At 71.8% G+C, this 21500-nt stretch carries 21 protein-coding genes; 14 read left to right on the top strand and 7 right to left on the bottom strand.

Annotated elements, in window-relative coordinates:
• Positions 1-76: 76 nt before the first annotated feature.
• Both AB0I04_RS34355 and AB0I04_RS34360 read left to right on the top strand, forming a co-directional pair.
• Positions 77-868, top strand: coding sequence for a hypothetical protein (locus AB0I04_RS34355; protein WP_360894120.1), 792 nt, complete (start codon positions 77-79; stop codon positions 866-868).
• A gap of 66 nt (positions 869-934) precedes the next feature.
• Positions 935-1561 (top strand): LysE family translocator, encoded by a 627-nt coding sequence (locus AB0I04_RS34360; protein ID WP_360894123.1) that lies wholly within the window; start codon positions 935-937, stop codon positions 1559-1561.
• A gap of 134 nt (positions 1562-1695) precedes the next feature.
• Here the strand turns inward: AB0I04_RS34360 and hemE are convergent, their stop codons facing one another.
• A complete protein-coding gene (gene hemE / locus AB0I04_RS34365) occupies positions 1696-2826 on the bottom strand; it encodes a uroporphyrinogen decarboxylase (protein WP_360894125.1) in 1131 nt (376 codons plus the stop codon).
• Positions 2827-3360: 534 nt separating this feature from the next.
• Here hemE and AB0I04_RS34370 point away from each other — a divergent pair.
• The 3 genes from AB0I04_RS34370 (at position 3361) to AB0I04_RS34380 (ending at position 5364) form a co-directional block, all read left to right on the top strand.
• Positions 3361-4158 carry a GAF and ANTAR domain-containing protein gene (locus AB0I04_RS34370; RefSeq protein WP_360894128.1) on the top strand — a complete coding sequence of 266 codons (798 nt, stop codon included), beginning with the start codon at positions 3361-3363 and terminating at the stop codon, positions 4156-4158.
• A complete protein-coding gene (locus AB0I04_RS34375) occupies positions 4155-4901 on the top strand; it encodes a GAF and ANTAR domain-containing protein (RefSeq protein WP_360894131.1) in 747 nt (248 codons plus the stop codon). The genes AB0I04_RS34370 and AB0I04_RS34375 overlap by 4 nt, the downstream gene beginning before the upstream one ends.
• A gap of 127 nt (positions 4902-5028) precedes the next feature.
• A complete protein-coding gene (locus AB0I04_RS34380) occupies positions 5029-5364 on the top strand; it encodes a hypothetical protein (protein WP_360894134.1) in 336 nt (111 codons plus the stop codon).
• 25 nt (positions 5365-5389) lie between these two features.
• On the opposite strand, the gene AB0I04_RS34385 is transcribed toward AB0I04_RS34380, so the two are convergent.
• The gene (locus AB0I04_RS34385) at positions 5390-6391 is read right to left on the bottom strand and encodes a zinc-dependent alcohol dehydrogenase family protein (protein ID WP_360894137.1); all 1002 of its coding nucleotides are present in this window, start codon (positions 6389-6391) and stop codon (positions 5390-5392) included.
• A 176-nt stretch (positions 6392-6567) separates the two neighbouring features.
• On the opposite strand from AB0I04_RS34385, the gene AB0I04_RS34390 reads away from it, so the two are divergent.
• The 7 genes from AB0I04_RS34390 (at position 6568) to AB0I04_RS34420 (ending at position 14420) form a co-directional block, all read left to right on the top strand.
• A complete protein-coding gene (locus AB0I04_RS34390) occupies positions 6568-8031 on the top strand; it encodes an extracellular solute-binding protein (RefSeq protein WP_360894139.1) in 1464 nt (487 codons plus the stop codon).
• Complete coding sequence (locus tag AB0I04_RS34395) at positions 8032-8964, top strand: sugar ABC transporter permease (RefSeq protein WP_360894142.1); 933 nt, start codon at positions 8032-8034, stop codon at positions 8962-8964.
• Positions 8961-9905, top strand: coding sequence for a carbohydrate ABC transporter permease (locus tag AB0I04_RS34400; protein ID WP_360894145.1), 945 nt, complete (start codon positions 8961-8963; stop codon positions 9903-9905). The genes AB0I04_RS34395 and AB0I04_RS34400 overlap by 4 nt, the downstream gene beginning before the upstream one ends.
• Positions 9906-9917: 12 nt before the next feature.
• Positions 9918-10946 carry an NAD(P)-dependent alcohol dehydrogenase gene (locus AB0I04_RS34405; protein ID WP_360894148.1) on the top strand — a complete coding sequence of 343 codons (1029 nt, stop codon included), beginning with the start codon at positions 9918-9920 and terminating at the stop codon, positions 10944-10946.
• A gap of 61 nt (positions 10947-11007) precedes the next feature.
• Positions 11008-12129 carry a sn-glycerol-3-phosphate ABC transporter ATP-binding protein UgpC gene (gene ugpC / locus AB0I04_RS34410; protein ID WP_360894151.1) on the top strand — a complete coding sequence of 374 codons (1122 nt, stop codon included), beginning with the start codon at positions 11008-11010 and terminating at the stop codon, positions 12127-12129.
• A gap of 329 nt (positions 12130-12458) precedes the next feature.
• Positions 12459-12746, top strand: coding sequence for a hypothetical protein (locus AB0I04_RS34415; protein ID WP_360894154.1), 288 nt, complete (start codon positions 12459-12461; stop codon positions 12744-12746).
• Positions 12747-12974: 228 nt separating this feature from the next.
• Complete coding sequence (locus AB0I04_RS34420) at positions 12975-14420, top strand: PLP-dependent aminotransferase family protein (RefSeq protein ID WP_360894157.1); 1446 nt, start codon at positions 12975-12977, stop codon at positions 14418-14420.
• Between the two features lie 191 nt (positions 14421-14611).
• On the opposite strand, the gene AB0I04_RS34425 is transcribed toward AB0I04_RS34420, so the two are convergent.
• On the bottom strand, positions 14612-15142 hold the full coding sequence (locus AB0I04_RS34425) for a TetR/AcrR family transcriptional regulator (protein ID WP_360894160.1): 531 nt from the start codon (positions 15140-15142) through the stop codon (positions 14612-14614).
• A gap of 62 nt (positions 15143-15204) precedes the next feature.
• On the opposite strand from AB0I04_RS34425, the gene AB0I04_RS34430 reads away from it, so the two are divergent.
• Both AB0I04_RS34430 and AB0I04_RS34435 read left to right on the top strand, forming a co-directional pair.
• Complete coding sequence (locus tag AB0I04_RS34430; protein WP_360894163.1) at positions 15205-16086, top strand: ABC transporter ATP-binding protein; 882 nt, start codon at positions 15205-15207, stop codon at positions 16084-16086.
• Positions 16076-16825: an ABC transporter permease gene (locus AB0I04_RS34435; protein WP_360894166.1), complete on the top strand. Its 750-nt coding sequence runs from the start codon at positions 16076-16078 to the stop codon at positions 16823-16825. Before AB0I04_RS34430 ends, AB0I04_RS34435 begins: the two co-directional genes overlap by 11 nt.
• A 101-nt stretch (positions 16826-16926) precedes the next feature.
• On the opposite strand, the gene AB0I04_RS34440 is transcribed toward AB0I04_RS34435, so the two are convergent.
• The 4 genes from AB0I04_RS34440 to AB0I04_RS34455 form a co-directional block, all read right to left on the bottom strand.
• Positions 16927-17181, bottom strand: coding sequence for a hypothetical protein (locus AB0I04_RS34440; RefSeq protein WP_360894169.1), 255 nt, complete (start codon positions 17179-17181; stop codon positions 16927-16929).
• A 545-nt stretch (positions 17182-17726) separates the two neighbouring features.
• Positions 17727-18779, bottom strand: a complete 1053-nt coding sequence (locus AB0I04_RS34445) for a tyrosine-type recombinase/integrase (protein WP_360894172.1) — start codon at positions 18777-18779, stop codon at positions 17727-17729.
• Between the two features lie 145 nt (positions 18780-18924).
• Positions 18925-19584 (bottom strand): M15 family metallopeptidase, encoded by a 660-nt coding sequence (locus tag AB0I04_RS34450; protein ID WP_360894175.1) that lies wholly within the window; start codon positions 19582-19584, stop codon positions 18925-18927.
• Positions 19585-20144: 560 nt separating this feature from the next.
• Positions 20145-21455: an MFS transporter gene (locus AB0I04_RS34455; protein ID WP_360894178.1), complete on the bottom strand. Its 1311-nt coding sequence runs from the start codon at positions 21453-21455 to the stop codon at positions 20145-20147.
• Positions 21456-21500: the final 45 nt, after the last annotated feature.

A 21500-nucleotide genomic window follows, 5' to 3' on the forward strand; every position in this document is an offset into this window, starting at 1 on the left:
CAGGGGAAAAGGCGTCTGATCCCCTTCCTGTTAGGGTGTCGCGCGCGACAGGCTGTAGCCGGGGGGAGGGGTGTGGATGCCCAAGCCGCTGCAGGCCGGCGACCCGGGTGAGCTGGGGCCGTTCCGGCTGGAGTCCCGGTTGCACGAGTCGGCGGCCGGCATCGTCTACCTGGGGTCCGATCCGTCGGGCCGCCTGGTGACGGTGGCGTTGCTGACGACGGCCGCGGCCGGGGACGCGGCGGCGCGTGACCGGTTCCGCGCGGCGATCGCGCGGGAGACGCCGCCGCCGGATCCGGTGCCGCGGGTTCTGCCGGAGCCCGGGCCGGGTGAGCCGGCTCCGGTGGTGGCGGCGCTGACCGAGGGCGGGGCGCCGTGGGTCGCCACGACGTACGAGGAGGGCCGTCAGGGCGCGGAGCGGTTCTTGGAACCGGTGCTGCTGCGGCGGGGGTGGACGGGCCGGGCGCGGCGCGGTCCGCAGTTCCAGGCGTATTGGATGTCGGGTCCGGCGGGCCCGGCGGTGGGTGTGGAGGGGCCGCCGGTCTCCGGTGGGGCGGCGGCGCTGGCGGATTCGAAGGGCCTGGCGACGGCGGTGCTGTCGCTGGCGGCGCTGCTGGCGTTGCTGGCGCTGCTGGTGTTCTTGCTGTTCTCGTGTGAGCCGTCGCAGCCGACCCCGCCGCAGCCGACCGAGACGCCCTCGTCGACGCCGGCCAGTCCGGAGCCGTCGCCTTCGCGGTCGACGGCGACGCCGCGGCCTTCGCCGTCGCCGGGCCGGTCCACGCCGCGGACGCCGCGGCCGACGCCGAGCGGCGGTGGGCAGGACACCGCGAACCCGGCCGGTCCGCTGGGTGGCCGGGGCCCGCGCGGCTGACCTGTTTGGGCGGGTAAGCAGGGAAAAGAGATTGCCCGTCCCGGCCGTGGGGGCGAGGATGACGTCATGCTGCAGAGTCTGATCTTGTTCGTCGGGGCGGCGTTCGTGGTGGCGATGGTGCCCGGGCCCAGCACGGCGGTGATCGTGCGGGAGTCAGTGCGGTCGGGGCGTCGCGCGGGCGTGGCGGTGATGCTGGGCAATGAGGCCGGGGTGCTGCTGTGGGGGATGGCGGCGGTGTTCGGCCTGTCGGCGCTGCTGCTGGCCTCGCGGATCGCCTATGACGTGATGCGGATCGCCGGCGCGGTGTTCCTGATCGTGATGGGGGTCCGGGCGCTGTGGCAGGCGCGCCGGGGTCGCGCGGAGGCTGAGGAGGAGGCTCCGGGGGCGGCCGTGTCGCATCGTCGGTTGTTCCGGCTGGGGCTGTTGACCAACGCCGCCAACCCGAAGGCGGGGGTGTTCGCGGTGTCGTTCCTGCCGCAGTTCGTGCCGCACGGGGCGCCGGTGCTGCCCATGCTGGCGCTCCTGGCGGTGGTGTGGGCGCTGGTCGATGTGGCGTGGTATCTCGGGGTGATCTGGCTGGCGGGACGCGCGGGCCGGGTGCTGCGCAGCCCACGGGTGCGGCGGCGGATGGAGCAGGTGTCCGGTGTGGTGCTCGTCGGCCTGGGAGTGCGGCTGGTGACGGACACGCGGTAGCGGCGGTTGTCCACAGAGTTATCCACAGGATCGGGTGTCGAACATCCCGGGATGCGTTTTTTGTTGGGGGAGGCGGCCGACGGTTATCCACAGGAAAACCGTGCGCTCGCTGAGCGGCCGGTGTTTCCGTGTGACTATTCCAGCCGGTTTGGTGGCGCGGGCGTGGTCCATGCGCGCACCTGCTCGGCCAGGGCAGTGACATGCTCCGGGGGCGTGGTCTTGACGATGCCGTGTCCCAGGTTGAACACGAACGGCCCCCCGCTCAGGGCGCGCAGGATGCGCTCTGTCTCGGCGTAGAGCGCAGGACCGCCGGCGACCAGGAGCTGGGGATCGAGGTTGCCCTGCACGCAGCGCCCCAGGCCGCGCTGTAGGTTCTGCGCGGCCCATTCGAGGGGAACCGTGGCGTCCAGGCCGACACAGTCCGCGCCGGTCGCCTCGGCGAAGCCGTCGTAGGCGAGCCCGGCGCCCCGGGGGAAGGCGATGACGGGAACGTCCGGGTGCTTGGCCTTCAGCGCCGCGATGATGGTCGCGACCGGCTTGACGCACCAGCGCTCGAAGAAGGCGTCCGGGAGTATCCCGGCCCAGGTGTCGAACAACTGGACTGCTTCGGCGCCCGCCTCGATCTGGCGGCCGAGGAACTGGATGATAGCGGTCGTGAGCAGGTCGATCAGGGGCTGGAAGCCATCGGGGTCGCTCAGCGCCCACTGCTTGACGACGGAGTGCTCCGACGTGCCGCCGCCGCGTCCTTCGACCATGTAGGTGGCGATGGTCCACGGTGCGCCGGCATAGCCGATCAGGGCCACTTCGGGGGGCAGAGCGCGGGTCAGCTGCCTGACCGTCTCATAGACCGGGGCCAGTTCCTGGTGGAGGCGGGAGACGCTCAGGAAGCCGGCTATGTCCGCTACCGAGCGGACAGGGGGCGTCAGAACCGGCCCGTCGCCGGGCCGGTAGTCCAGGGTCTGGCCCAGTGCGGCGGCGACCTGCGGAAGGTCCGCGAAGACGATGGCGGCGTCGAGCGGGAAGCGGCGGATCGGCTGCAGGGTGACCTCGACGGCGTGCTCGGGCGAATTACAGAGCCCCACCATGCCCCCGGCAGCCTCACGGACCCGGTGATACTCGGGCAGGTACCGTCCCGCCTGCCGCATCAGCCATATCGGCGGCCGCTCGGTCCGCTCTCCCGCGAGCGCGCGCAGGAGCAGCTTCTTGGACTGGACGCTGCCGGACACCGGCTTCGGACTGACTTCTTTCCGGGTACCGAGGTCCACGCTGTTCCATCCTGTTGAATTGCCCCGGGTATCGACGGGACTCAAGTAGTAGATTCCAGCCCCTGTAAGGGGCGTTGTTATCGTAGCAGCGCCCAATACTTGGGCATTCGTTTGGATCTTCCAGGGGTGGACGTACCGGGGGGATTTTTCGTACGGGCCGGGGTCGAGGAGATGCCAGATCTTTGGGCGGCAGGGATTCCCGGCTGGCCTTCGTTTCCGCTTCCCGAGGGAAATCAGTCGAGACCTCGGACGGTGACGTACATCGCCCCGGCATCTCGGCTCTAGATGAAGGTGATTCTCACCACCTTCGTGGGCTCCGGATAGTGCTTTACCGGCCGCCGGTAGTAGCCCCATAGTTCTCCGGTGTCGGTCCCGCGCGAGCCGCGCGGCTGCTCCGGGCCGAAGGGCCCGTGACGGTGTGACGTTGGTCCCGGCCACGGCCTGCCGATGCGACCTAGCGTCGTGTACATAAGCGACAGGTCAGGGAGATGCGGGTGACCCGGTCGGCCGAGCCGCCCGTCCCAGGTGTGCCCCGTGAATGACGACCGCAATGCCCGGGTGTGGGCGTCGATCAACGCCGTCGCCCAGGAAGAAGGCGCGCGCGTGTCGGTTCGGCACGCCTGTGTCGCCTGCTCGCGGTCGATCACGGCTGCCGGCGCGGGGCTGTCGATGACGCGCGATGGAAGACTCCACGAGCCGGTGTACGCCACCGATCCGCTCAGCCAGGAACTCGAAGAACTGCAGTTCACTCTGGGTGAAGGGCCGTGCATGGACGCCAACGCGGGAGACCGGCCCGTGCTGGTCCCGGACGTGGCCTCGGCGTGGGCCGAACGACGGTGGCCGATGTTCGCGCCGGCCATCGCGGAGCGCGGCATCGTCGCCGTCTTCGCCATTCCGCTCGCCGCAGGCGCGGCCCGCCTGGGCGTCATGGACCTGTACCGCACGCGAGGCGGGCTGCTGACCCGCGAGGAACTGGCCGAGGTTTTGACCTTCGCCGACGCGATCCTGATGCTGGCGCTGGAACATGGTGATGGCGACACCGGCCTGGACGATCTGTTCGCCGGCGACTTCGCCGAGCGCCGGGCGGAGGTGCATCAGGCGGCCGGGATGGTCGCGGCGCAGATCGGCGCGAGCATCGTGGACGCGCTCGCGCGGCTGCGCGCGTACGCCTATGCGCAGGATCAGCGGTTGGGTGACGTGGTCGCGGCGGTGCTGGCCCGGCGGCTGCGGTTCAGGCCGAACGGCCGCTCTGATGGTGGCCCGCCCGACGACGGCCGGACCACCGGTCCCCGAGACGGACCTGCGGGGGAGAAAGGAGGTGAGATCGAATGACCATATCGGACCGGCGGGTGCGTGACGTCTTCGTGGAACTGACCGACACCCTGGTGGACGACTTCGACATCATCGATTTCCTGGACCGGCTGGCGGCTCGATGTGTGGAACTGCTCGGTGTCGCGGCCTGCGGCCTGCTCCTGGTCGATCACCGTGGCAAGCTCAATCTGCTGGCCGCCTCGACCGAGCAGGCGCGGCTGCTGGAACTGCTTCAGTTGCAGGGTTCCCAGGGCCCATGCCTGGAGACCTACCACGGTGGACGGGCGGTGCACTGCCTCGACCTGGCCGGTGCGGAGGCCACCGTCCGGTGGCCGCGTTTCGCCGCTGCCGCCGCCGCGGCGGGGTTCACGAGCGTGCACGCGCTGCCGATGCGGCTGCGCACGGACGTGATCGGCGCGATGAACCTGTTCAGCGCAGGCCAGGATCCGCCGGACGGCGCGACGATCGAGCTCGGCCAGTCACTGGCGAACGCGGCGACGATCGGCATTCTGCACCAGCGGGCCCTTCACCATCGCGAGATGGTGGCCGAGCAACTCCAGGGCGCCCTCAACAGCAGGATCCTCATCGAACAGGCGAAGGGGTTCGTCGCCGAGCGCCAGGGCGTCTCGGTCGATGAGGCGTTCGACGTCCTGCGGGAGCACGCGCGGACGAACAACCGGAAGCTGCTGGACGTGGCGGAGGCCGTCATCGCCGGAAGGCTCTCGCTGCCGTCCCGGGAACGGGTTCGGAACAAGGAGAAGTAGGGGGATCACCGGGCGCTCGGATGCCCGACCTGAAGACACAACCGAAGACACGCTGTATGCGGGTGGTAGTGCCGCTCCAGACCCTGGCGACATCCACGGAGTGATGGACCCAGGAAGAAGAACGGCGATGACAGAACGATACGACCCGTCCCGGCTCGGCGTATCCGACGGGCACCGGCCGGCCCTCCGGTTCGAGACCGTGGTCACGGAGTCCGCGGTCGCGGACTCTTGCGCGATGGTCATCTCCCGGCTGCTGGCCGTCGACCTGGACCTGGAGCTGGCGCTGCAATCGCGGCGGCGGGACCAGGCCGCCAGGCGGATCCGGCGGGCGATGGGTGAGATTCGCGCCTCTCTCGTGGAACTCCACCGGACGGTGCTCGAAGCCGCGGTCGACGGTTCCTCGGGTAATGGTGAGGTCGCACGGCCGCCGGAGCAACTGGCCACGGAGGACCCGCGCGGGTAGCGGCGGCAGGGACCGTCGTGCTCGCTCAGGCGGCGGTGACCTGCGCCTTGAGTCCGGCGCGTTCGCGGACGGCGGTGAAGGCCTCGGCGGCGCGTTCCAGGGGTACCTGGTGCGTGATCAGGTCTTCGGCGGTGATGGCGCCGGAGCCCATGAGCCGCAGCGCCGGTTCGAAGGTGTTCAGCACCGCCATCGAGCCGATCACGCTGATCTCGTCGTTGTAGACCTGGAACGGTGAGATCGGCAGCCGCGCCTCGGCCGGGCTCACCCCGAAGATCAGCAGGGTGCCGCCCCGGCACAGCGCCGGCAGGGCCGCCTGGGTCGCGGCGGGCACGCCGGTCGCGTCGATGACATGCTCGAAGCCGACGTCCCGGCCGGCCAGCAGCTCCGCGACGCTGGTGGCCACGACGTCCGCGCCGAGTTCGGCGGCCCTGGCCAGCCGGGCCGGGTCGGTGTCGACCATGCTGACCCGGGCGGCGCCGCTGCGGCCGGCGGCCTGGGCGAGCAGCAGGCCGATGGTGCCGGCGCCGATGATGAGCACCTCGCCGCCCGGGGGGATCGCGAGCCGGCGCAGGCCGTGGACCACGCAGGCCAGCGGTTCGACGAGCGCGCCCGCCCCGTACGGCATACCCTCCGGGAGCGCGTAGACGTTGGCGGCCGGGACCGCGACGTACTCGGCGAACGCGCCGTCGACGGTGTCACCGATCGCGTTCCAGTTCAGGCACAGGTTGCCGCGCTGCCGCTTGCAGTAGACGCAGTGCCCGCAGAACAGGGACGGGTCGACGGCCACCCGGTCGCCGGGCGCGACGCCGGTCACGCCGGAGCCGAGGGCCACGACCTCACCGGCGAACTCGTGGCCCGGGATGATCGGGTACGGGGTGGGCGGGAACTCTCCGTCCAGGATGTGCAGATCGGTGCCGCAGACTCCGACGGCCCGCGGGGCGATCAGGACCTCGCCGGGCCCCGGCGCCGGATCCGCCACGGTCTGCACGGACAGCGACCCCGGTGTGGAAATGACGGCCGCGCGCATGAGGGGCTCCTACAAGCGACAGGCTTCCACGCTAACCCACCCTGACCTGCGGGAACAACCGGGCAATACAAAAACCAAAACTGCGTAGATTTCGCTAGAACATACCGCTGTCCCGTTTATTGCAACGTTTAATGGTGATATTCCATCTGCTTTTTTCTGCACCGTCGGGAGGAGCAGTGGATCACTATTCATCCCGGCCGAGCCGCCGTGAGGTCCTTCGCGAAGCCCTCGCCGCCGGAGCCGCGCTGACCGTGGCCGGTGGCCTGGGGTCCTGCGGCGCGCAGGGCGACGTCCGCCGTGTCAGGAGCGGTGACCAGTGGCGGCAGTTCCAGGGCGCCACGTTGAACTTCATCTCCGAGAACACCGCCCCGACCGCGGCGATCGCCGCGAACGTCCGCCCCTTCACCGACCTGACCGGCATCAACGTCAAGATCGTGACGCTGGAGCTGAACGCGGTGACCCAGCGGGTCGCCCTGGACCTGGCCTCGGGCGGCGCGGAGTACCAGGTGATCTACGCCGACCCGTACCAGATCCTGGCGCCGTATCGGAAAGGCCTGGTGGACCTGCGCACGCTGCAGGCCGACCCGAGCCTGCCGAAGGTGCCCGGGGGAGTCGGGGACTTCATCCCCACCCAGCTGGACGCCGCCGGCCGGTTCGTCGACCCTCACGCGATCTTCACGCTGCCCTACGACGCGCCGACGATGATCTGGCACTACCGGCGTGACCTGTTCGACAAGTACCACGCCCGCATGGCGCACGACCTCGGCTTCGACCCCACGCCGGGCGGCGACCGCACGTGGGAGGAGTACTTCAAGATCGCCGAGTGGTTCAACAAGAACGCCAGATCGGACGTCGCGTACGGCACCGGGCATCAGGCGCGCCAGCACGACTCCCTGATGAATGACTTCAGCAACGTGCTGTGGTCCTACGGAGGGGACTACTTCGACAACGGAAAGCAGGTCGGCCGCCTCGGCACGGTGGATCCCGGCCCGTGCCGGCTCGACTCGGCCAACGCGATCGCCGCCGCGCGGTTCTACGACCGCCTGCTCGCCATCGCCGACCCGGCCTCGCGTACGTGGGACTGGGACGGGCTGGGCGCCGCGATGCGGGCCGGCCGTCTGGCGATGTGCCCGAACTGGCACGAGTACGCGGCCACCAACGAGCAGGTCATCCCCGGCAAGGTCGACTACGCGCCGCTGCCGAAGGGCCCGGCCGGCACCGCCAACATGTACGGCGGCACGGGCGTGGCCATCAACGCCAACACCCGCCCGAACGAGCGCGGCGCGGCCTGGCTGTTCATCGTGTGGGCCACCGCGCCGGCGACCCAGCTCGCCGACCTGAAGAGCAAGGCCGGCGGCGGCACCCCCACCCGTACCTCCGTCTACCAGCTGCCGGAGGTACGCGCCGCGGAGAGGCGGCCGTCGTCGATGCCGAACATGCTGACGGCGTCGGCGGTGATGCAGGCCTGGAAGCCCGACCGGATCGGACTGCGCCCGAAGATCCCGATGTGGAACGAGTGCGACACCGCGATCTACACGCAGCTGTCGCGGATGCTCACCGGCGATGCGTCACCGGAGGAGGCCATGCGCGCGACGAAGAAACGCATCGACCGGATCGTCGCGCGAGGGTGGGAGGCGTAGATGGCGCACGTCGCGGACTCCTCGCCGGTCCTGCACCGGCCCACCCGCCCCGAGGCCGCCGCCCGGCACCGGCGGATCGGCTTCGAGGGCTCGATGATGGCGCCCGGCCTCATCCTGCTGGCCGCCCTGTCGATCGTCCCGTTCCTGGCCCTGATCTCGATGAGCTTCTCCCGGGTCCGGCTGCTCGGTGGGATACGTCTCGAACCGGTCGGCGTCCGGAACTGGGCGCGGTTCTTCACCGACGCAGACATGTGGATGTCGTGGCTGCGGACCGTCGTGTTCTTCGTGCTCACCGTCGGGCTGGAGATGCTGTTCGGGCTGGCGCTCGCCCTGTGCCTGCACCGGGTGCTGCGCGGCCGTAACCTGCTGCTCAGCCTGGTGCTGCTGCCGATGTTCGCCGCGCCCTCGATCGTCGGGCTGCTGGGCCGCTACCTGACCGACTCCACGTTCGGGCTGTACGCGTACGTGCTGCGCTCCCTCGGGTTCAGCGGCGACATCCTCGGCAATCCCACCAGCGCCTTCGCGGCCGTCGTGCTGATGGACGTGTGGGAGTGGACGCCGCTGATCGCCCTGATCACCCTCGCCGGGCTGGCGAGCGTGCCGCAGACGGTCCGGGAGGCCGCCGCCGTCGACGGCGCCTCGTTCTGGATGACGCTGCGGTTCATCATCCTCCCGTCGATCTCCAACGTGCTGCTGGTGGCCCTGCTGATCCGCTCGATGGACGCGATCCGCTACTTCGACATCATCTGGGTCACCACCAACGGGGGACCGGCGGACGCCACCAAGATCGTCCCGATCCGGTTGTACGAGACCGCGTTCCGGTTCTTCGATCTGGGCTACGCCGCCGCCATCGGCCTGGCGATGCTGGCCTTCTCGATCTTCATCGCCCGGATGTTCGTGCGGCTACTGGACACCAGGGGGCTGACGCGATGAGCACTCCCACGACCCCGCCGCCGCCCCGGCCGGGCGGCGCCAGGCAGGTCGCGCTGAAGGAGCGGCGTGAGGTTCCGGCCGCCCCGCCCGGGATGCCGCAGTCCCCGCTGGAGGCCGCGAGCCGGCGTTCCCGGTGGGGTGTCGCGCTCGTCATCGTGGTGGCGTTGCTGTGGACGCTGGTGCCGCTGGTGTGGATGCTGATGTCGTCGTTCAAGAACCGCAAGGACGTCACCGCGGGCACCCCGCAGGTCGTGTTCTCCCCGACCCTGCAGAACTACCGCAACCTGTTCACCGGCTCGAACAACCTCACGCCCTACATCTGGCACAGCGTGCTCGCCGCCGGGATCTCGGCGGTCCTCGCGGTCGGCCTGGGCGCGCTCGCCGGGTACGGCCTGGCCCGCACCCAGATGCACGGCAAACGGCACCTGGCCTTCTGGATCATCTCGACTCGGATGGCGCCGATCGCGGCGGTCGTCGTCCCGCTGTTCCTGATCTTCCGCGGGCTCGGGCTGATCGACTCGATCCCCGGTCTGGTGCTGGCCTACCTGACGTTCAACCTGCCGTTCGCGATCTGGCTGATGAGCGCGTTCTTCGCCGACGTGCCCCCGTCCCTGGAGGAGTCCGCGCTGGTGTCCGGCTGCACCCGCTGGCAGGCCTTCCGCACGGTCGTCCTGCCGCTGACCAAGTCGGGGCTGGTCACCACGTTCGTGCTGTGCCTGGTCTTCGCCTGGAACGACTACGCCTTCGCGGTCGTCTTCTCCGGGCCGAACTCCCAGACGCTGCCGATCGCGGCCTCCCAGCTGGTCACCCAGACCGGCATCGACTGGGGTCAGCTGACCGCCATCGGAACGATCGTCGTCGTGCCGATGATGCTCGCCGGGCTGGCCGTGCGCCGCTGGCTGGTCACCGGGCTGACCCTCGGCGCCGTCACCGGAGAATAGGGGAGTGGGGCCATGGCCGAGCACACCATGCGCGCCGCCGTCCTCCACGACATCGGCAAGATCACGATCGAGGAGCGGCCCCGGCCCGAACCCGGCCCCCGTGATGTCCTCGTCCGGGTCGCCTCGGTCGGCACGTGCGGCTCCGACGTGCACTACTACGAACACGGCAGGATCGGCGACTTCGTCGTGGAATCCCCGCTGATTCTCGGCCACGAACCCGCCGGGACCGTGACCGCCGCCGGGCCCGACGCCCGCCGGCACCGCCCCGGGCAGCGCGTCTCGCTCGAACCGGGCGTGCCCGACTTCACCTGCCCGCAGTGCCGCGCCGGCCGCTACAACCTCTGCCCGAAGATGCGGTTCTTCGGCACGCCCCCCATCGACGGCGCCTTCTGCGAGTACGTCACCCTGCACGAGGAGTTCGCCCATCCCGTCCCCGACGGCCTGTCCGACGACGCGGCCGCCCTGATCGAGCCGCTGTCGGTGGGAGTGTGGGCCTGCCGCAAGGCGCGGGTCGCACCGGGCGCACGCGTCCTGGTCACCGGCGCGGGCCCGGTCGGGCTGCTGTGCCTGCAGGCCGCACGGGCCTTCGGCGCCACCGACGTCATGGTCACCGACATCAATCCGGCCCGGCTCGCGCTCGCCCGCGACCTCGGCGCGACCACCGCCCTCGACGTCCGCCACACCCCCCTCCCAGAGGCCGCGTTCGAACCCGACGTGCTCCTCGAATGCTCCGGTCATCCCCCCGCCATCGCCGAGGCCGTCCGCGCCGTCGGGCGCGCCGGGCGGGTCGTCCTGGTCGGCATGGGCGGGGAGCAGATCCCGCTGCCGCTGTCCCACGTGCAGACCCGCGAGATCCAGGTGACCGGCACCTTCCGCTACGCCGGCACCTGGCCGGCGGCCATCGCGCTGGCCGCCTCGGGACGCGTCCAGCTGGACGCCCTGGTCAGCGGCCACTACGGCCTGGCCGACGTCGAGCAGGCGCTCACCGCCGGGGCCCGCGACCCCACGCTCGTCAAGGCGGTGGTGCGGCCGCAGGACTGACCGGCGGCCAACGCCGTAAGCCCGTCGCAAGTCGCAAGTCGCAAGTCGCAAGGAGGAAACAATGGCCCAGGTCGTTTACCAAGACGCGACCCGCGTCTACCCCGGGTCCGACCGGCCCGCGGTGGACGCCCTCGACCTCGACATCTCCGACGGGGAGTTCCTCGTCCTCGTCGGGCCCTCCGGCTGCGGCAAGTCCACCTCCCTGCGGATGCTCGCCGGCCTGGAACGGGTCGACCAGGGGCGGATCTCGATCGGGGACCGCGACGTCACCCACCTGCCGCCGCGCGACCGGGACATCGCGATGGTGTTCCAGAACTACGCGCTCTACCCGCACATGTCCGTGGCCGACAACATGGGATTCGCGCTGCGCGTCATGAAGGTCCCCAAGGACGAACGCGACCGCCGGGTCCTTGAGGCGGCCCGCCTGCTGGACCTGGAGGAGTTCCTGGACCGCAAGCCCAAGGCGCTGTCCGGCGGGCAGCGGCAGCGCGTGGCCATGGGCCGGGCGATCGTGCGCGAGCCGAAGGTGTACCTGCTGGACGAGCCGCTGTCGAACCTGGACGCCAAGCTGCGCGTGCAGACCCGCGCCCAGATCGCCGGCCTGCAGCGCCGGCTGGGCGTCACGACCGTGTACGTGACCCACGACCAGGTCGAGGCGATGACGATGGGCGACCGGGTCGCCGTCCTCAAGGACGGGCTCCTGCAGCAGGTCGCCACGCCGCTGACCCTGTACCAGCATCCGGCGAACGTCTTCGTCGCCGGGTTCATCGGCTCCCCGTCGATGAACCTGGCGGAGTACCGCGTCGAGGGGGAGGACGCGGTCCTGGCCGGGCTGCGGATCCGGCTGTCCCAGGCGACCCTCAAGGCGCTCACCGACGAGGGCGACGACCGGGTCGTCGTGGGCTTCCGGCCCGAGGCCGTCGACGTGGTCGGCGAAGGCGAGGGCGGCGCGGACTCCATGACGTTCCCCGTCACCGTCTCCGTCGTCGAGGAGCTCGGCTCGGACGCCTTCCTGTACGGCCGGTACGCCGACACGACCGACCCTGCACTGGCCGAGAGCACCGTCATCGCCCGGGTCGACCCGAACGCGCCACCGGCCAAGGGCGAGCGGGTCCGGCTGCGGATCGCGCAGGGCAAGGAACGGGTGTTCTCCGCCGTCACCGGCGACCGCCTGCCCGCCTGACCGCCGGCTCGACGAACCGGCGGCCCCCCGCCGAGAGGCCCTGGCCGCCGTGACGACCTCACCCCCTCCGGCCGGCGGCGGTGAGCTGAGCCCTCGGCGTCCCGCACACCACGGAAGCATGATAGGGAATTCCTATAACATAACCAATTTGTCCGCGCCTTGCCTACCTATTGTGTTTTTTCCAGACGACCCAGCAATAATGGCGATTGTGATGACTCTCGGAACATTCAATAGAGGGCGTCGCATTAAGGAGCCAATGCCATTTTCGTAAAGGGGGACTCAACGTGATGAGGAAGGCTTGTGCCGCTTCCGGCCTGGTCGCTGCGGCAGTGGCGAGCGCACTGATGATCACTTCGCCCGCGTTCGCCCAGAACGCCGCAGCCGCGCGCGGTGTCTCCGGCAGCGATATCAGGCACAGTGGAAACCTCAGTGGCCCCCTGTCCGGGCGCCTGTTCATCCCGAGGCAGGACGGCGATGACGACACCACCAGTGTTGGTGGCGTCGGCAACGTCACCGGCGGCGAGAGGAACGTCGGCGGTGTCCGGAACAGCCGTGTATCCAACAGCGGCAACGTCCGGGACACCAATGTCGACACCGGAGGCGAGGGCTGGGACTGAGGCGGACGATCGCGGCGGTTCCAGCAACTGATCGCATCGGGGCGCGGACCACTCCGCGCCCCGATGCGGTCCACCGACGCCGGCCGTACGACGCGGTCCCTCCGGGCCCCGTCCGCCGGGGGGCGGTCGGCCGCCCCCCGGCGGCACCCAGGGAGCACCACCGCGCCTCATCGGCGCGAAGAAGGTCCGGTATCCGCCGCTTCGAATGGGCCAATATAGGTTCGGGCCGTGGACCCGCACATCAGCCTGGACGGCCCCGGCGACCTGGCCTCCCGCATCTACCGCGGGCTGCTGGAGACGATCCTGGACGGCCGGCTGCGCCCGGGGGAACGCCTGCCGCCCACCCGCGACCTCGCCCGCCGCCTCCAGGTCTCCCGCAACACCGTGTGCGTCGCCTACGAACGCCTGACCGCGGAGGGCTTCGTGGCCGCCCGCGTCGGCGCCGGCACCTTCGTCGCGGCCGGGCAGGCCCCCGGCACGCGCCCCCGGTCCGCTCCCTCCGGCGGCGCGGTACGGCCCCGCCCGCCCTGGGACGCCCTCACCCCCGCGCCGCACGCCACCGGACCCCCGGCCGCCTACGACTTCGGGGTCGGCCTGCCCGACGGCGACCTGTTCCCCCTCGCCGCATGGCGCCGTCTCCTCGCCGGCGAACTGAGTGCCTCGGCCGTCCGCGCCGCCGGCTACGGCGACCCCGCCGGGCACGCCGGCCTGCGCGCGGCCATCGCCCGCTACATCGGGGTGTCCCGCTCGGTACGTGCCGACGCCGACGACGTCCTGGTCACCCAGGGCGCCCAGCAGGCCCTCGACCTCATCGGCCGCGTCCTGCTGGTGCCCGGCGACCGCGTCGCCGTCGAAGAACCCGGCTACCCTCCCGCGCGGCGGCTTTTCACCGCCGCCGGCGCCCGGGTCACCGGCGTGCCCGTCGACGAGGAGGGCATCGACGTCACCGCGCTCCCGGCCGACGCCCGCCTGGTGTACGTCACGCCCTCCCACCAGTTCCCGCTCGGCACGCCGATGTCGGCCGGCCGGCGCACGGCACTGCTCGCCTGGGCGGCCCGCCACGGCGCCGTGATCGTCGAAGACGACTACGACAGCGAGTTCCGGTTCTCCGCCCGCCCGCTGCAGCCCCTGCAGAGCCTCGACCGCACCGGGCGGGTCGTCTACGTCGGCACCTTCTCCAAGACCCTGTCACCGATGCTGCGCGCCGGGTTCCTGATCGCCTCCGCCGCGCTGCGGCCGGCGCTGCGCGCCGCCAGGCAGCTCGCCGACTCCCACGGCGACCCCGCCGCCCAAGCCGCCCTCGCCCGCCTCATCGACTCCGGGGAGCTGGCCCGTCACGTCCGCAAGGCCGCCCGAATCTACGCGGCGCGCCGCGAACGCCTCGCCACGGCGCTGGCGGAGGACTTCGCCGACCGGCTCACGATCGTGCCCTCCACCGCGGGCCTGCACCTGTGCGCGCGGCTGCGCCCGGGCGTCGAGGCCGACCTCGGGGCGGTACGCGACCGGGCCCGCCGGTTCGGCGTCGCGGTCGAGACCCTCGACGGCTACTGCGCCGGGCGGCCGCAGGCGGGCCTGGTGCTCGGCTACGGCCGCATCCCGGCCGAGCGGATCGGCGACGGCCTGCGGCACCTGCATCGTGCGTTCGGCGACCCGCTTGCCGCCGAAGGGCCCTGACGCTCTCGGCTGACGGGCCGCGGCCCGCTCCTCGCGGGCTCCGCCGGGCGTGCTCCAGAGGCCGGTCCGCGATCGCCCCGGTCGGCCGCCCCGCCTTCCCAGCCCGGCGCGGTCAGGCCGTACCGCGATCGCCGTGGAGCGGGGGAGTCCCCGCCGGACAGGGGAAGGTCCGCCCGCTGCCGCGCCGCCCGTCAGTCCTTCTCGAGCATGCGCACGATGGCGTCGGCGGCGAAACCGAACTCCGCCTCGGCGTTCAGGTGAGCGAACCGGCCGCCCGCCTCCGAGGCCGCGAATCCCAGGATGAACGTCGACAGCAGCCGCTCCGCCCGTACGACGTCGTCCCCGGCCAGACCGGCCTCGCGCAACGCGGCGTAGGCCGCGTCCCGGGGGCGGCGCGCCGCCGCGGTCACCGCCGGGCGGTGGAACAGCAGCGGGAACAGATCCGGGTGCGCCCGGGCCACCGCCCGGATCCCGGCGGCCAGCTCGCGCAGCCGCTCCCGCCACGGCAGCTCCGGGTCCGGCTCGGGGATCTCCCCGAGCAGGCGTTCCACCAGGCCGTCGAGCAGGCCCTGCTTGTCGCCGACATGCCGGTACAGCGCCATCGGCGTCACCCCCAGTTGCTCGGCGACCGCGCGCATCGTCACCGCCGCGAGCCCCCGTTGCGCCGCCAGGTCCCACGTCGCGTCGATGATCTCGCCGCGCGTCAGTCCTCTTCGGGCCATCGACCACCCACCTCCTCGGTATACAGTGTATATATACGCCGTATACTTCGTTGGGAGTGCCCATGCTTCACGCCACACGGCTGCGCAGACGATTCGGCCCGGCCACCGCCCTCGACGGCTTCGACCTCACCGTCGCGGCGGGGGAGATCTGCGGACTCATCGGCCACAACGGCGCCGGCAAGACCACCTTCGCCCGCATCGCCTGCGGCCTGGACCGGCCCGACTCCGGCCACGTCCGCATCGCCGGCGCCGACCCGGCCCACCGCACCGCCCGCCGCCTCACCGGCTGGGCGCCGCAGGAACCCGCCCTGTACCCGACCGCCACCGTCCGCGACAACCTGCGCCTCTACGGCGGCCTGGCCGGACTCCACCGCCGCCGCCTGCGCACCGAGATCGACCAGGTCACCACCGCCATGGCACTGCACGACCTGCTCGACCAGCCCATCGGCCGGCTCTCCGGCGGCCAGCAGCGCCGCGTCCAGACCGCCACCGCGCTCCTGCACCGCCCCAAGGTCCTGCTGCTCGACGAACCCACCGTCGGCGCCGACCCCGCCACCCGCCAGGCGCTCCTGACCGCCGTACGCGCCCGCGCCGACGACGGCGCAGCCATCTGCTACACCACCCACTACCTGCCCGAACTCGTCGACCTGGACGCCACTCTCGCCGTCGCCGCCCGCGGCCGCGTCATCGCCCGCGGCCCCCGCCAGTCCCTCCTCGACGGCCTGCCCGGCACCGCCCGCCTGCGCTTCGACGGGCCCGCACCCGACCACCCCGACCAGGACACCCTCGTCATCACCTCACCCCGGCCCGCCGAGGCCGCCGCCCGCGCCCTCACCGACCTGGGCCCCGACGCCGTACGGCTGCGGGGCATCGACATCACCCCGCCCACCCTCGACGACCTGTACCGCCACCTCGCCGCACCGGAGGCCCCCCATGCCGCGTGACATCGCCGTCATCGCCCGCCACACCTGCGTCCTGCTGGCACGCGACCCGGGCACCCTCATCGCCTACGCGGTCATGTCCTCCACCCTCATGGCCGTCCTGCACCCCGTCTACCAGCGGATGGCCGGCCCCGGCGTCTCCGGCGCCACCAGCGCCGCCGCCGGCACCGCCGTCATGTTCACCCTCCTGGCCCTCGACGTCGCCGGCGAACAGATCCTCGCCGAACGCGACTGGCACACCTGGGACCGGCTCCGCGCCACCCCCGCCCGCCCCGTCTCCGTCCTGACCGGCAAGGCCCTGCCGCTCATCACCGTCTTCCTCGCCCTGCAAGCCCTGCTGTTCGCCGAGGCCGGCTGGTGGTACGGACTCGACCTGACCGCCGGCACCTGGCGGCTGCCCCTGCTGTGGCTGGCCTGGGCGTCCTGCGCCACCGCCCTCGGCCTGGCCCTCGGCGCCTGGCTGAACAGCCGCGGACGGCTCGGCGCGATCGCCGACATCACCGCGATGATCACGACCGGGCTCAGCGGCGCCCTCGTCCCCCTCACCGGCCTGCCCCGCTGGATCGGCGACCTGGCACCCGCCCTGCCCGCCTACTGGGCGGTCCGCGGTTTCCAGGCCGCCCTCGGCGGGCGTCCCGCCGGCACCTACACCCGCGCCGTGCTGGCCATCACCGCCATCACGGTCATCGCCGGCGCCCTGGCGGCCCTGGGGGCCCTGCGCCGTACTCACCGCACCGCATAGCCACCGGCGCGCCGGGCCGGCGCGAGCCCGGTCGAAGGCCGGCGACAGAGCGCCTGAGCCGACGGCCTCGGCATCCCCTCACCACCGGAAGCGGGCCCTGCTCACCGCGGCGGAAGATCGTCGCGGCTGACCTCGCGGTGGCGGACCACGAGCCGGCCGTCCTCGCAGGTACTGCTGAGGTGAACGGCCGCCTGACCACCGCGCGGCGTGCTCACGATCAGCGCGTAGGCGCGGGCGGCGACGGCGCCGTCGCCGCGTTCGGCCACCGCCGGAACGCCCAGCCAGCGCCGGCGCTGGATTCCCTGTTCGGCGAGCTCCTGGACGGCCTTGCGGGCGCCCTGCGCATGCGGAAGCACCGACGGGGGAGAGGCCGATGAGTAGCACAGACGGCCCGCTGGTGGCGCTGATCACCGGCGCCACCAGCGGGATCGGCCTCGTGACCCGGCGACTGGCCAGGCGAGGACTCCGCGTCTTCATCTGCCAGCCTGACCCGCCGTACGGGAGGGGGCTGCGCCCACTGGCGCGGCCACCTTATGCATCTCGATTCGCCGGGTCGAAACTTACTGTGTAAAGACCCCGGGTTGTGATGCTCGTTTAACGAGCATCACAACCACTACCACCCAACGACCTACGGCGGTCAGCTCGCCAGGAGCCAGAAGACCAGCGACATGGTGTCCACTCCATCGCGGAACGCCGGGTCGTCCAGGACCCGCGTAAGGAACCCGACTGAATCGAACGCGACACGAGACCCGTATACAGAGCCACAATGACACTCGCAGTCTGACGCAACTTCAACGGACGGCCAATTCACCCGCCAACGCGACCCGCTTCACCGAGGCCGGCCGGTGACACGGCCTCGGTGAAGCGGGGGAGCGCCTCCCGCGGCGAGGCCGTCGCGCGCCTAGCGGACGCGATCCCCGGGACCGGACTCCTCCGGCCCCAGCAGCGGATGCACGCGCATGGCCGCCTCCAACTCCCCGGGCAGCTCGTCGCGGTACCGGCCCAGCGTCGACAGGTCCGAATGACCCAGCACCCGCCGCACCGCGTCCATGTCGGTCGCCGCGGCCAGCAGATGCGTCGCGGTCGTATGCCGCAGCCCGTGCGGAGTCACCGAACGCCGCCGATCCGGATCGACCCGCGCCAGCACCCGGTCGATCACCCCCTGGACGTCGCCACGCGCCAGCCGCCGCCCCCGCCACGACAACAGCAGCGCCGGGGTCTCCACCGCACGGGCACGCCGCTGCGCCAGATACGCGTCGAGCACCTGCGCGACACCACGGGGGAGAGGCACGTCACGGGTACGACCCCCCTTGCCGAAGATCCGCCAGTAACGCACCCCGTCATTGGTGAAGAAATGGTCCACGTCCGCGCGGGTCAGCTCCGACACTCGGGGGCCCACCGTCGCCAGCAGCAGCACGATCAGCGCGTCGCGCAGCTCGGTGCGCTGATCGGCGCGTTTACGCTCGTCCGGCTCGGCCGATGCCAGCACCCGCGCGGTGCCCAGCAGCCCCTCCGCCTGCTCGCGGGTCAGGGCACGCCGCTCCGGGCGCAGACCGCCCCGCTGCCGCGCGGTGACCGTCACCGCCCGCATCGGGTTCAGCTGCACCCATCCGGCCACCGCGGCGTGCCGGAAGAACGCCGACACCGACCGGCGGAACCGGGCCTGGGAGTGGCCGCTCTGCAGGGGAGCGGCCTCACCCGCGGGCGCCGGTGCCCTGCGCCGCCCGTCCGGCTTACGGGCGAACCGCAGCAGCACCTCGTCGACGTCTTCACCGGTCAGATCGTCCAGCAGACGCTCCGCGCCGGCCAGGACGGCGAACGTGTGCACGTCACGCGTGTAGATCTCCGCCGTGCTGGGCGCGAGCGCGCCGGTGACCGTCTTGGCCCGGACCATCTCCGCGTACCGGTCGGCGGCTTCTTCCACGGTGATCCGTTGAACCTCGGCAGGACGCACCCGCCGGACCCTACCGGCCCCCTCCGACAGAACCCGGGCCCGCCCAGATCCCCGGGATCCGCGCGCCGAGCGATGTCCGGCGGGGCCCGCCGCCGTGCCCGGTTCCAGAGGCTTCCGACCGTCCCGGCGACGGTTCAGGATACGGTCACGTGGCCGCCGGCAACGCGCAGGGCCCGTAGAGGGCGGCGGCCGTTCCGCCGGCCAGCGCCCAGTACCGGTCGCCATAGGACCAGTGCCACCATTCCGTCGGATAGTTCACCAGCCCCGCGGCCGTCAGGACCTCCGCCAGGATCTCCCGGTTGCCGCGCGCCTCATCACCGATGTTGCCCGCGGCGGTATAGCAGGCGCCCACGCTCTCCTCGGGGCTCGCGTCGATCGGAGTGCCCAGGTCGAGCTCACGGCCGTCCGCGTCGGCGAGCGTGAGGTCGACGGCCGCCCCGGCGCTGTGCGGCGCGATCTCCGGCGGCGAGACGAAACGGCTCGCGGCGGTGACGACCCGTTCATCGGGCCAGCCGGGATTCTCGGTCCGCAGCTGATCGGCGTACCCCTCGAAATAGCGCCGTTGCAGCGACAACGGCCGGTATCCCTCGACGAGCAGCAGCCGGACGCCCCCGGGCAGCGAAGCCTGGGCCTTGACCAGCCGCTCGAGGACTCCCTCCCGTACGAAATAGGCCGCCGGCTCGTCCTCCGGGCGCACGGCGGTCAGCAGCGAGGGGGCACGGCGGACGTCCACGAGGCTCTCACCGCACTCGCGTACCGGCACGGCGGCGACCCTCGCATCCGACATCAAGATGATCTCGCTCATGAACCGATCATTTCAGCGGGCGGGACGGCGGTGTTCCGCAGGACGTCCAGCGCCAAGGCCATCGACCTCGATAGCCACAAAGTGGGACAAACAGGATAAACCAGACAGAAGCTGGATTCTGTCTGGTGTAGATCATCTTCTTGTGGGTCCGAGTCGGTACGGGGAAGGGCGCGAGGAAACGCCGGTCACGCTGAGCCGGGCAGGCGGCGCTGGTGGCCCGGGGTGTTCGACGGCCCGGGCGCGCGCGGAGGCCGCGGGCCAATCTCACGCCGCCTAGGCCGCCGGACAAGCTGCCGCCGGGCCGGCCGTCTTCGAACCGTTCTGGCGTCAGTACGATCCCGAGGCTTCGCCGGGCTGGTTCCGCCGGCGACGGCCCGGCGGCTCGCCGCCGGGCGAGCAGACCTTTCCCGCCGCCGTCGGCGGAACCCATCGAGCGGGTCGTTCACGAACAGCGTTGACGTCGCGGCGGCGATGCTCGAGCCGCTCCTGACCCCTCTCCGGGAGCCTCTCCTCGATGCTCGATAATGGACATTATGTCAAGTAGAGGGTCTGGTGACGCATCAGGCCCTGTCCCTCGCTCGCCCGGCCGGCTCCTTTCGGCGGCGGCCGAACGTGAACGAGGGAAATCTTCGGTTCGACGGTGACCGGAGGTGGTGGGCCAGGGCGAGTGCGGTGAGCGCGGCGACGAGCGCGCACACTCCCGGCCAGCCGGCGTGCCTGTAGGCGCGGGTCCCGAGCCATGAGCCCGCGCTGCCGCCCAGGTAGGCGCAGGTCATGTAGGCGGTGTTGAGTCTGCTGCGGGCGTCGGGGCGCAGCGCGAAGATGCGGGCCTGGTTGGCGACCATGCCGGACTGCATGGCGACGTCCAGGAGCAGCGTGCCGGCGGTCAGGGCGGTCAGGCCCGCTGCGCCCCCGCAGGCGCCGGCGGTCAGGACGGCGGCCGCGGCGAGGACGCCGAGCAGGCAGACGAGGTTCACCGGGTCGGGGCCCCGGCGGTCCACCAGGCGGCCGGCGAGCGGGGTGCAGAGCATGGTCGCTCCCCCGGCCAGGGCGAGCATGCCCGCCGTCTGGGCGTCCAGGCTGTAGGACGGGCCGGTGAGCAGGAGCGCCAGGCAGGTCCAGACGGCGGAGAATCCGGCGAAGACGCACGCCTGGTAGAGGCAGGAGCGGCGCAGGTCGGGTTCGGTGCGCAGCAGGCGGAGCGATTCGGCGAGGAGCGCCGGGTACGGGCGGCGCGTGGGCGAGGCGGTGGCCGGCAGGGTGAGGGCCAGGACGGTCGCGAGGAGCATTGTCAGGACCGCGGCCACCAGGTAGGGGGCGCGCCAGCCCAGCCGTTCGCCGAGCGTTCCGCTGAAGGTGCGGGCCAGCAGCATTCCGCCGATCGATCCGCTGAGCAGGGTGCCGGTCACCGCTCCGCGGCGGTCGGCGGGCACGAGCCCGGCGGCGAGCGGGGCGATGATCGGTGCGGCGACGGTGGTGACGCCGGTGAGGGCGCTGGCGGCGATCAGGGTCGGCAGGGTGGGTGCGCAGCCGGCGGCGAGCAGGCTCAGGGCGGTGAGGGCGAGCAGGGTGGCGAGGAAGGGCCGGGGCGGGAGCCGGTCGCCGAGCGGGACGAGCAGGAAGATCCCGGCCGTGTAGCCGGCCTGGACGGCGGTCACCGAAAGGGCGGCCGCGTCGGGTGGCACGTGCAGTCCGCTGGCGATCAGCGGGCTGATCGACTGTGGGAAGTAGACGGTGCCGACGGCGACGCCGCAGGTGACGGCCAGGATCAGGACCATCCGGGGGCCGATCGCGCTCCCCAGGCCGGCCGATGACGGTTCCGGGGCCGGCTCCGTGCGGGGTGCGGGCCTCCGGTGGGCTGCGGGTGTCATGGATCCGAGTCCACGGCAGCGGTGCCCGGACGTCGATGGATGTAG

This window comes from Actinoallomurus sp. NPDC050550 (assembly GCF_040655075.1).
Classification (GTDB): Bacteria; Actinomycetota; Actinomycetes; order Streptosporangiales; family Streptosporangiaceae; genus Actinoallomurus.